The sequence below is a fragment of the Nostoc sp. KVJ20 genome (genome assembly GCF_001712795.1).
GTDB lineage: Bacteria > Cyanobacteriota > Cyanobacteriia > Cyanobacteriales > Nostocaceae > Nostoc.
Genome location: NZ_KV757630.1, coordinates 1 through 11,548, shown reverse-complemented (window position 1 = coordinate 11,548; position 11,548 = coordinate 1). Strand labels below are relative to the sequence as shown.

General features: G+C 40.1%; 7 protein-coding genes. All 7 read right to left on the bottom strand.

What is annotated here, in order from left to right; all coding sequences use genetic code 11:
* Nucleotides 1-1,805: NACHT domain-containing protein (locus A4S05_RS18155; protein ID WP_256091026.1), on the bottom strand; the 1,805-nt coding region annotated here is incomplete at its 3' end.
* Between the two features lie 357 nt (nt 1,806-2,162).
* Complete coding sequence (locus A4S05_RS18150) at nt 2,163-5,183, bottom strand: hybrid sensor histidine kinase/response regulator (RefSeq protein WP_069071201.1); 3,021 nt, start codon at nt 5,181-5,183, stop codon at nt 2,163-2,165.
* A 154-nt stretch (nt 5,184-5,337) separates the two neighbouring features.
* Nucleotides 5,338-8,154 (bottom strand): methyl-accepting chemotaxis protein, encoded by a 2,817-nt coding sequence (locus A4S05_RS18145; RefSeq protein WP_069071200.1) that lies wholly within the window; start codon nt 8,152-8,154, stop codon nt 5,338-5,340.
* Between the two features lie 61 nt (nt 8,155-8,215).
* The gene (locus A4S05_RS18140; RefSeq protein WP_069071199.1) at nt 8,216-8,713 is read right to left on the bottom strand and encodes a chemotaxis protein CheW; all 498 of its coding nucleotides are present in this window, start codon (nt 8,711-8,713) and stop codon (nt 8,216-8,218) included.
* 4 nt (nt 8,714-8,717) lie between these two features.
* Nucleotides 8,718-9,095, bottom strand: coding sequence for a response regulator transcription factor (locus A4S05_RS18135; RefSeq protein ID WP_069071198.1), 378 nt, complete (start codon nt 9,093-9,095; stop codon nt 8,718-8,720).
* Between the two features lie 71 nt (nt 9,096-9,166).
* On the bottom strand, nt 9,167-10,234 hold the full coding sequence (locus A4S05_RS18130) for a response regulator (protein WP_069071197.1): 1,068 nt from the start codon (nt 10,232-10,234) through the stop codon (nt 9,167-9,169).
* A gap of 668 nt (nt 10,235-10,902) precedes the next feature.
* Nucleotides 10,903-11,319, bottom strand: a complete 417-nt coding sequence (locus A4S05_RS18125; RefSeq protein ID WP_069071196.1) for a Pepco domain-containing protein — start codon at nt 11,317-11,319, stop codon at nt 10,903-10,905.
* Nucleotides 11,320-11,548: the final 229 nt, after the last annotated feature.

Here is an 11,548-nt window from a genome sequence, read left to right as displayed (position 1 = left end):
ATTTCATTGCCAGTGCCGATTTCCCCTAAGCTTTCTGCTGCCTGGCTACGGGTGTAGTCATCCACAGTAGTTGATTGCAGCAGTTGCACCAAGGCGGCGATCGTTTTTGTGCGGTCTGTTTGTTGCAGTGCTGACCTAGCTTTCTCTTTGATTGGACTCGAACTATCAATTGTCCACTTGAAAATTTGTGTTACTATTTCATCTGCTTTAAAATAATCTCTAAACTCTACAATTCCTGCGGCGGCTAAAAAATAGGCACGATATTTATAAAATTTTCGACATCCACATTTAAAACTAACTAAAGCATCGATAAACTGTTGTTTTTGCTGTTTGAGGTTTTTTTCTTCTCGCCCCAACCAAAGTAATATTGTTTGTTTCCATTGCGGTTCAAAGATGCGATAAGTTCCTTGACTGGGATTTTTGGGAACGTGGTTGAGAAAGAAATGCCAGTCATCAATTGCTTTAGCAGCAAAGTACTCCTGAAATGAGGCATGAAAGAAAGCGTAAACAGGTTTTCTATTTGTATCTATCCCTACACAGTTCAGCCAGCCGCAATTTAGTGCCAATTTCAACAGTGAATTTTCATCATCAACATCTCCCAAAAACTGACTAACAAAATCCTGCCGCAAGCGAAAACGGGTTTCTTCTTTGTCTATTGCTGCTTTAGCTAATTCTCCCAGTTTGACATTAAGTTGCTGACGCTGGTGAGAGTTTGTAGCAAATTCTTCTTTTTTCCACTTGTAGAAGTCATCAACAAATTGCTGATAAAGTCCCGCTTGAGTATCCGGTAATTTTCCATCTTCTGATTGCCAATTCAAGCACAGCAGCGTCAACCGCAGAGGATTTTTCACTAAATCCTGAATCCGTTCCTTACCTGATTTTTTCAGGGCAGTGCATAACTGCTTCCCAATTTCGGGGATAGCAGCGAACCATTTGTCAATAAATCTTTCTACCTGTTGTGGATAAGAAAAATCTAAACTGCGATAGGTATCAAAATCATCAAGTGCATTAATGCTGCCATCCCACAAATTAACGCGACAAGTTAGCACAATTCGCGCTTGAGAAATTAAACCTGCTTCACGAAATTGCCGTGCAATTTCTGTTAGAGGATTAGATGCGGACATTTCATCTAACCCATCTAGCAGTAGCCACACATTATTTTGATTAAACAAAGCAACAAAATCATCTTTCATTTGCTTAGTGGCTTCAGCTTTACCTGCTTTCTCAGCAACCTGAGTCAACCAAGTCTCAAACAGATAAAATTTTAGTTCCTTCTCTCGCAAATCTGCTAAAGATACCCAAATGACAATTGACTGCTCAATCTCACGAGATACCCAATCAGCAATCTGCTGTAATAGTGTTGTCTTTCCTGCTCCTGGTTCGCCAATAATTGCAATTCGCTTACCTTTACTTTTAGGAGTGTTTTTCTGTTTGAGAACTTGCTCAAGAAAAGCACCATGCTCAAATGTTTTGGTAATTTCTGTCTCTTTGTACAGTTCTGACCCCTGTTCTGGAGAAACATCACCCTGACGTTTAGATTGTTTTTTGCGCTCAACTAATCCCAGTGGTACGTAAACATCATCAACTTGCAGGGCGATCCCTTCAGTTGATGTCAGAGGATTTGTAGTTAGCTTTCGCCGTTCTGCTAGCATTTCACGGCAGATTTTACGCCAGTCTGCCAATGTAACAGCAGCAAGTTCCGAATTATCTGAAGCGCTAATTGTCAGATTATTTATGTTAACTGTACCGCCTGAATCAGCATAAGCCCCAATTTTGTCTGCAAACTTGCCAGAGTCTTCAGGCATAAATTAGCCATGCCCTTATCAAAATGTCATGTTTTCGATTGTACCAGTACCACCAATGATAGATAGCTCGATTTTCTCTAGAGGCTTAGTCAAAACTGTAGTAGCAAGTTTATGTAGAAATTATTTCAATTGACACAAAAGGACTACTGGCAAAAATTTTGGGTTTTCGAGACGCGATAAATCGCCGTCTCTACAAGTGTTTTGGTCTTATCTGAACTGTATTGTTTTTTAACCCACGGAGGTGGGTTTTGTCTGTGTAGCCGCGATTTCTAATCGCCAAGACATTATAAAACAAACGGTGCGTTAGTCTTTGGCATAACGCACTATAAAAAATATATGAAACCTAATTATGAATTATCAATTAGACGCTGCCTTTTCTGCTACCGAATGAATTATTTCCTCCAGGGTTTGCAATAACTCTTGCTCGTTATAAGGTTTAGAAAAGTAAGCCCGCGCCCCCAATTGCATAGCCAACTGGCGATGTTTGTTACTACTACGAGAAGTCAGCATTGCAACTGGAATATTTTTTGTATCAACATCTGAATTTACCTTACCTAAAAATCCATAGCCATCAAGGCGAGGCATTTCAATATCACAAATTACTGCCTCCACTCTCAATCCACTATGGAGTTTTTCTAAGGCATCTTGACCATCTTTAGCTTGCTCTACTTGATACCCTCCTTTTTCAAGGGTCAGAGCTAAAAAGCGGCGAACATTAATCGAGTCATCTACAATTAAAATTGTGCCTTTCTGCTTAACAGTTGCGGCTGATATTTTCTCTTCATCAAATATCAGGAACGGTGTTTTTAACCTTGCTGATGGTAATTGAGTACCTCTCGGTGTCTTCCGATTTGTAGCAATCCAATACAGCAACTCATTGACATTAACTAGTGGCACTACTCGACCATCACCGAGAATTGTGCAGTTGCTAAAACCTTCAGGTAAGGGGATATTTCCCTCGACTTGGCGAATAGCAACTTCTTGTTCACCCCAGCAACGATCTATTTGAATTGCTACTGGCTGATTATTACCTTTGACTACTAACACGCTGTTAGTACTAATGGCTGCCGGAATTTCCAACTCTGCGCTATTGTAACGTAGACAATTAAACTCTAAATAACGAGTTAAGCGAATCAGTGGCAGCATGGTTCCTTGCCAATTTAAAACTTCGCTACCAGCCATTTCAAAAACTCGCTCGTCTTGGAGTAAAGATATTTCTGAAATGACATCTGTGGGAAATGCTAATAGAATCTTGTTGATTTCTACCAGCAGAACTCGCGCAACGGAAAGTGTAAACGGTAATGAGAGGGTGAAGGTAGTACCAACTCCTGGTTCGGTATCAACTTTGACATCTCCTCGAATTAGTTTGAGGTTGTTGCGAACCACATCCATACCGACACCGCGACCAGATAATGCTGTCACTTGCTCGGAGGTGGTAAAACCTGGTTCAAAAATTAGTGATAATAGTTCTTCATCACTAGCATTAGCGAGTAGAGAAGTATCCAATCCCATAGCTAGGGCGCGGGTGCGAATTTTCTCCAGAGAAATGCCCCAACCATCATCACGGATAGTAATAAGAGTGCGATTACCGCGGTGAGTGGCTGTAATTTCAATCAATCCTTGTTCTGGTTTACCCAAAAGGCGACGCGTGGCTGAGTCTTCGATACCATGATCGAAAGCGTTCCTTAAGAGATGCATTAAAGGTTCGTTTAAAGCTTCTAAAATGCTGCGTTCAATTAAAGTGTTACCACCTTCAATTTTTAACTGGACATTTTTTCCATACTCTACATTTAAATCGCGCAAAGCTCTAGGAAAACGTTCGACTAAATCGGACAGTGGCCGCATTCGGATGTGATTTAGTTTGGTTTGTAACTGTTTTGATGTTTTGTTGAGTTTACGAGCAATATGGTCTGTATCATCTACACTGAGTTGCACATCTGTTGTGACTTCTTGTACTTGAACAATGGTTTCCATAACTTCCTGCGATCGCAGGTTGAAATCGTTATAGCGATCCATCTCTAAGGCATCAAAGTCACTGTCTGTGCCTTGTGTTTGCTGGCTATTTTCATCTCGCCCCCTCACCCCAGCAGCTTGAGTGGAAATTTTGTCGGAGACTATACGCAATTCCTGGTTTTCTCGGTCGAGAACTTGGACTCGTTGGTTGAGGTTACGGACGAGTTTGCGTAATCTTTCTAGTTGTGAGTTTAACCCATTCCGCTGAACAATCAGTTCGCCAAATAAATCATTAATTTGCTCTAGTTGTTTACTAGGAACTCGGACGCTATTTTCATGACTTTCTCGTTCTTTACCAACACCATTTGCCTCTCCTTTGCTTTCAGCAAATCTGGCATCTGGAGGATTATCTTCTTTAGCAAATATTGTATTGTGTTCGGTGACATTGACAGAATTTACGTCATCGGCGAATTCTGCATCCACAAATGTAAAATTGGCTGCGATTGCTTCGTCTTTAACCCAAGTTTCTGGAGTTATCTCTGCTTGCCAAACAGCTGTTGACACTATTTCTGTGTCAAGGATATCTGTAGGGAGAAGTTGTGGTATTACTTCTGCTGGTAATAGTGCTGGGAATTGCGTAGAACCACCCAAGTGAATTTCTGTAGGTAAGTTATCTAGTTGATTTGTCAGCACCAAAGCTTGCGATCGCCGCCATGCTTGCAATGCTAACTGAGCAATTTCGGAAACGCGTTCCCCGTCGCTATTTACAGTTTCTAAATGCTGTGTTACTGACTCACAAAGCTTGCTAAAAGCTGCCAATTGGAGCATTTCACCCAAACCGCCCAATTCAGCTGCCATGATCACAATTTCTTCATGCAATCCGGGCTGTTCACTATTTGCCAATACAGATTCTAGACGCTGCAAACACTCTTCTACTTCTGTGGCAAATAGCAAGGGGATAACGTCTTGCCCATCTTCTGGAGATAGCATGGTTGATGCATCCTCTGGGGTGGGGTCGCCCAAGCGATCGTGCAACTCATCGAAGATGGGATAACAAAAAGTTGCTAACCACTGATCTTCGACAACATTCCCTTGTGCAAGTAAGTCTACAATCTGACGCAGCCAGTCAACTCCAGATAGCAATAAACTTTGCAACTGAGTATCAATTTCTAAAGAATTTTTTTTAGTTTTTAAAACTTTAAATGAATCTTCCAGACGGTGAGATAAATCACTTAGCGATCTAAATCCCATCATCCCCGCGCCACCTTTAATAGAATGAGTAGCTCGGAGTGCAGCATTGATTTTATCCAAATCGATGCGATTACTAGTATCGATTTCCAACAGTACCCCTTCTAAGGTATTTAAGTAATCTGTTGCTTCTTCTAGAAACTGCATCTGGATTTCTAATTCTTTGTCTTGTAGCATAGTTTTTTTCCTTAGTCATTGGTCAATCAATTTTGGATTTTAGATTGCGGATTTTAGATTTTTATTTCAATCCAAAATCTAAAATCTAAAATTTGCATGGTCATTCGTCATTCATCACTAGCAAAGGACAAAGGACAAATGACAAATGACAAACTTAACTAACTTTGAAAGCCTCGACAGTCTCTTGCAACTGCTGGGAAATATCCACAGTTTGTTGCAGAGATTCAGAAACTTGGCGAGAAGAATCGCTGGTGCGTTGTGATATGGCAGCGATATCTTTCATCAATTGGCTAACACTTTGTGATGTTTCAACCTGAGATGCGGTTGCAGTGGAAATCGACTGCACTAAGGAGTCAATTTGAGACGATACATCCAAAATTTCACTCAGACTTTGTTTAGCCTCCTCCACAATTCGAGTCCCTTCTACCACTTGGGTAGTGCCTATTTCCATTGCTTGCACTACTTCACTGGTTTCTCGTTGGATATTTTCAACAATTTGTTCAATTTCTTGGGTTGCTGCGGCACTCCTAACTGCTAGTTCGCCGACTTCTTCAGCAACTACAGCAAAACCTTGACCTTCTTCACCTGCACGCGCTGCTTCAATGCCGGCATTAATGGCAAGCAAGTTAGTTTGAATCGCGATTTGGTTAATCAAGGAAACCACGCGAGAAATTTGTTGCGAAGACTCTCCCAAACGTTTCACTTTCTTGGCAGTTTCACCCACAGTTTCCCGCAAAGAGAGGATGTTTTGTACTGTTAAATCCATCGCGTGTCCGCTCTTAGTGGCGGTGTGAGCGGCATGGTTAGCAATGAAAGCAGCTTTTTCGGCACTTTCGGCTACAGCTTTCATGGATTGGGTCATTTGGTCAACAGCATCAAGGGTATGGTTGATTTCGGCAGCTTGGGTAAGCGCTTCCTCTGCTAGGTGGCGGATGGCTCCGTCGTTAGAGCCAATGGCACTATTCACATGGATGGCAGCTTGTTTTACTTGGGTAACAATATCCCGGAGGCTTTCGACAATGGAGTTGAAGAAGTCGGCAACAGTGCCGATTTCCCCTGCGGTTACGTCTGCACGCACTGTCAAATCGCCTCTGGCTGCACCTTCTACATCGTTGAGTAGTTGTAAAAGTTGTTGTTGCAGTGTTTCGTCTGACCCACTTACAGTTACATTTCTGACTTTTTCTATCTCTTCTAGTAGCTTGGCTTGTTCTAAGGCATAGCCGACTTGAGTTGCTATTTGTTGAAACAAGTCAATTTCTGGCTGTTGCCAAACACGAGGAGTTTCGCAATGATGAGCAATTAATAAGCCTAAAAGTTTTTCTTGGGCAAGAATCGGTACAATTAAATGACCTTTGACAGCAAATTTTTCGAGCAGTTGGATGTAACCGTCGGCATTTTTCAGGTTTTGGTCTTGATGAATATTGGCAATCGCTTGCACCTCTCCATCGCGATAAGTTTCTAGATAATGTTCTCGAAAATAAGGGTCGTCAATTTGTACTCCCAGCATTTTCGGCCAATCACCAGTTACCGATTCCGCAACGACAACACCATCCCGATTATCTGGATTCAGACTATAAATGATTACTCGGTCTGTTTTTAGCGATCGCTGAACTTCTTGGACTACTGCGTGATAAATATCTTCAGTTTTGAGAGTTTTCCGAATTCTTAGAGTAATATCTGCTAATAATTTTACCCCTTCAACGTCTAATTCCTGTTGCTGCTCCTTAACTAAGACCTGCAATTGTTCAGCCATAAGGTTGATATTTGCACTCAATACCCCTAATTCGTCTTCTCTTTCAATTTCCAGACGGGTATTAAATTTACCTTGACCTAGCTTCGCTAATGCCGCAGTGGCATTAAGAATTGGTTGTGTAGTCAGTTTCGCTAACCGAGATGCGATCGCAGCTACAATCAATGCTGTCACTGCTGTACCAATGGCTATAATCCACAACAATTGTCTTTGCGGCTCAAATACGGTTGCTGTATTTGTAGCTAAAAGTACCTGCCAGTTTAAATCTGGTAAGCCATCTATACTACTAGCTGGTACGTAGCTAACTAGTTCTTGTTTTTTCTGAGTTTTGGGAACTTCTATAAAACTATCTAGCTTTTTAGCTGCTAGGAGTTTAGGTAAATTAGAATACTCTCCCTTGGCCTCTTTCCCCAATAATTCCTTTTGGGGACTCAAGAAAACTGTTCCCGAAGCATCGAGCAAATGGTATTGTTGCCCGTTGGCTACGTAGTTCTTGATGACTTCCTCTAAAGATTTTACGGGCATACGTGCTTGTACCACGCCAATAGTTTGACCCGTCCTTGTCTCTTTCACAGGTGCAGCTAGATAAATACTCACTACACCAGTATTTTTTGCTGCTTCCGGTTTGCTAATGACAGGAATATCTTTTTGTAAAGCGTCTTGAAAATAGGTGCGGTCTTTTTGATTTTCCAAGGGTTCGCCTGTGGATTGCACAATCAAGTTACCTTGGCGATCGAAAACAGCAATACTGTCATAAGCTTTGTAGGCTTCGACAACACTATCTAGGACTGCTTGTTTTTGCTGAGTAGTGATACTGACACTAGCTTGAGGACTTGTCAAAAATAGCAAGTTTGATATTACTTGGATATCCCCGTAGCGTCCCAGCATGAAGCGGTTAATTTTATCACTTAAGCCAGTGGCTTCAGCTTGTTGAGATTGGGTAATTTGCTTAGTAATCGACTTGTTGGCAAAACCAAAAGCGATCGCACCGATGCCCAAAACTGGTATAGTACCGATTGCGATCGCTAAAATAGTCGCTTTCTTAACCAATCCTAGCCTTGTAAAATAAGCAATTCCCTGATTCAAAGAAGAATTATTAGTACTTTCAGTAGTCAACTTAGTTGGTAGCTTTACTACAGTTCCAAGGGTTTTTTGGGATGAAATCAATGATGCTCGATTTTGAGCGCTATTACCTTGATTCGTGTTGGTTTTATTAAACATAAAATTAGTTCTCCTAAGTATGTGAATAAGACACTAAAAATCTTTTTTTTAGTAGTAAACTCTAATCACTGCGGAGAATAGAAGACTGTACAATCGCCTGTGCATCTAATACTAGTAATATTTCTTCCTGCTGCACAACGCACCCACATAAATAAGGAACTAAACTGGATGTCACTTGTCCTATAGGAGAATGAATATCATCAACTATGAACTTGGTTGTACCTTTTATTTCTTGTACAACTAAGCCCAACACTAATGATTCCACTTGGATAACGATCACATTGTACTGTCGCAGTCGATAATCTAGGGATTCTAAATTGAGCATTCTTGGCAAATCAACTACCCAAATTATCCGACTCCGCCAATTCATTAATCCTAATATGCAGGGGGGCATATTAGGCATTGAGGTAATAGATTCAACAGGCACAAGAATAGCTTCTTGCGTATGCTTCATTGATAAAACAGCAGTAGTTTGTTGATTTAGCTGAAACTTCAGATAACCATCTGCTAAGTTATTTTGGGTTGCTTTGGAAGCAAGAGTAATGTTTGTACTAGTCATTGATTTAAATTACCACTGATTTAATAGTACGTAGGAGATGTTCGCGGGTGTAAGGTTTAGTTATATAGGCATCTGCACCTTGCCTCATCGCCCACAAACGGTCAATTTCTTGATTTTTAGAACTACAAACCACAATCGGCACTTTTGCAGTAATTGGATTTCTTCTCAGAGAGCGACACAATTCAAATCCACTCATTTCTGGCATAACTACATCAGTAACGATCGCATCTGGTTTTTCTAACACAGCTTTTTCTAAACCCTCTTTTGCACCACTTGCTTTAATTACGTTGTAACCACTTTCTTTGAGATAATGGCTCATTAATTCCAATTCGCTGGGAGAATCTTCTACAATTAAAATTGTGCCAAGCAAAGTCAGGCTCACTATTAAATCTCCTAAAAAAATAGATTAAACGTATTAGCTTTTTATAAGAATTCTGAATTCTAATTCCTAAATTAACCAAGATGCTTAAAAACCATTTTTAGCAATTCTGATTGTGTAAAAGGCTTAGTTAAATATCCTGATGATCTGACTATCTTAGCCTTTGCTCTGTCGATAAAGCCTGTTCTCCCAGTCACCATAATGATTGGTGTATTCTTAAAAGCTGAATGTTTACGTAATAATGAACATAGCTCATAACCATCTAAGCTTGGCATTTCAACATCTAATAAAATCAGATCGGGTTTACTCCGTAGAATTTGCATCAAAGCTTTTACTGGATCGTTGATCATCACAACTGAAAATGTGTTTTCATCCAAAAAATGTTTGATAGAATTCAAAACCGTTTGGCTATCGTCAATGCAAGCAATTGTATATAGTTTTTTGCCAACAGGTGGCTGAGTAATTTTATTATTCTCAGGGATATCAAAATTAATTGGTATCGGCAAGTTTTGCCCAATTTTTATATGCAGTTGTGGCTGAACTTGAGATGATTGTGTTGCAGACAAAACTTGAGAACCGCCACCAGATGGAATTGATGACTGGATATTTTGCCGATTTCGTAACTGCTTTTGGCAATGTTCAACAAGTAAGCGCAAATCCAGGCGACAGAACTTTGGTAGTTCATCTAAAGAGCTTTCTGGACTGAATTCATAGCTACCTTCTTTTAAACAGAGAAATGATTCCAGCACTTCTTTTGCTAATTCGTCTATCAGGCTTCCTGCTTGCACAGAGGTAATATAGTCCTGATTTACTAACCAACAAATAGCTTGGTAATCCGCATTTGGTATTGATTGATGTTCATTCTTCGTCTCAAACATCAGCCGCATTTGCACGCGAGTGGCGCTGTTGAGAGCAGGAATTTGCTGGCTTAAGCGTCGCAAGTGACTGTCAAGCCGCTCAAGCAGTTTATCTGAATAGGAGGCATAAGTAAGTTTACCGTCCTCTAGATAAATTGACCAAGAAACTATTCCAGTAAATATGCTTAAGCACCCTGTAGCACGCCGACTGGTTAATTGTGCCAACAGAGATAGCGGATGTAGTTTCTGGAACAACCTGTAGCTACCTATAGGAGTTGTGCTCATTTTGCTTTTACTTCAGCTAAATTCGATACGTGTAAGCTAAATTCGTATAAAGTTCTTCCACAATTGAAATCAAGTAAAAAGCATCAAACTTTTGTATTTTAAGATACATCAGTTTACATCTAGGTTTGTGGTGAAACTCAACGACAGTAGCGTTATTTTCAGATGAGCAAATCTTAGTAAATTCGTAAATTCTTATTAATCTATTTACTGTTACTGAGATTTATAACCATCTTTCGAGAAATAAGACATAAAAATGTCAAGAGTAGATGAAGCCACTTTCCATTGAGTAACCCCATTCTGACCACAGGAATAATACTGATTTTGTAAAGGTTAATATATTTGAACTACTGTATTTACACTTAAATACAATCTAGTTTGTAAGCAAATAAGAACTATATGAAGCCACTTTTAATTAAATACACCCGTTATGACTACAGGGATAATACTGTTTTTGTTGGAAAAATTAATACTAAAAGTCAGAATTCAGAGTCTTAATGTTTTAAGTAAAATTTTATACTTCAATAATGATTTGCTGCTTTGGCAGAGATGTTGTTCAAAAAATTTGTGCGATCGCACAGCCAGTTTATTCCTACTGTTTATGTAGTGCGATCGCTATGCTTACAGCTATAAATTAGACCACATTTCTACATTAGGCATTAAGATAGCATTTATTTCCGCTTGAATTTAAAAGTCATCGCTCCTTTTCCCCCTGCTTTCCCACCACCAATCCCAAATAAACTGATTTGTCCTTCGCCATTGACTTCTACTGAGAGTTCTACCTCATCAAGCTGGAGCTTAGAATCTGGTTGATCAGCTTCATCAAGCATTTCCCGCATTGCTTGCAGAAATCCTTTCATTTCTTGCTTGAGTTTCGTTACCTCTACTTTGTGTCTAGTAATTACTATTTCGTCTCTTTTTCGGCTGACAACTATTTCTTCAGTAGTTTCAATTCCCAGTAATCCTCCTGTATCTCTACTGCTTCTTGCTCCACTATTTATCAATGTTTCACTAGTTGTACTTGATGTTTGGGCTGTTTCTTCAGTAAGAATCCAGATGGCTTTGGGGGTGGAATTTTCTGCTGACATAAATTTAATTATTGAAATTATTCGTGATTTGAGTGGTTTTTACCAAAGCTTCTAACACCGCCGTTCTGGTTTCCAGTTCAGCGGTAGGGGCGCAAGGCATTGCATTGGTGTCAACTTAAGCTCAAATGCTTGTTCCACAGGCGTTTTACCCCCCTTAATCCCCCCTTGGAAAGGTGGGAAAAAGAAATCCAGTTCCCTCCCCTTTACAAGGCTATCCATTAGTCACATC

Excerpts from the sequence above, each read along its gene's own strand:
- A4S05_RS18150 (WP_069071201.1), bottom strand. The coding sequence starts at position 5,183 with ATGCTACAAGACAAAGAATTAGAAATCCAGATGCAGTTTCTAGAAGAA.
- A4S05_RS18145 (WP_069071200.1), bottom strand. The coding sequence starts at position 8,154 with ATGTTTAATAAAACCAACACGAATCAAGGTAATAGCGCTCAAAATCGA.
- A4S05_RS18140 (WP_069071199.1), bottom strand. The coding sequence starts at position 8,713 with ATGACTAGTACAAACATTACTCTTGCTTCCAAAGCAACCCAAAATAAC.
- A4S05_RS18130 (WP_069071197.1), bottom strand. The coding sequence starts at position 10,234 with ATGAGCACAACTCCTATAGGTAGCTACAGGTTGTTCCAGAAACTACAT.
- A4S05_RS18125 (WP_069071196.1), bottom strand. The coding sequence starts at position 11,319 with ATGTCAGCAGAAAATTCCACCCCCAAAGCCATCTGGATTCTTACTGAA.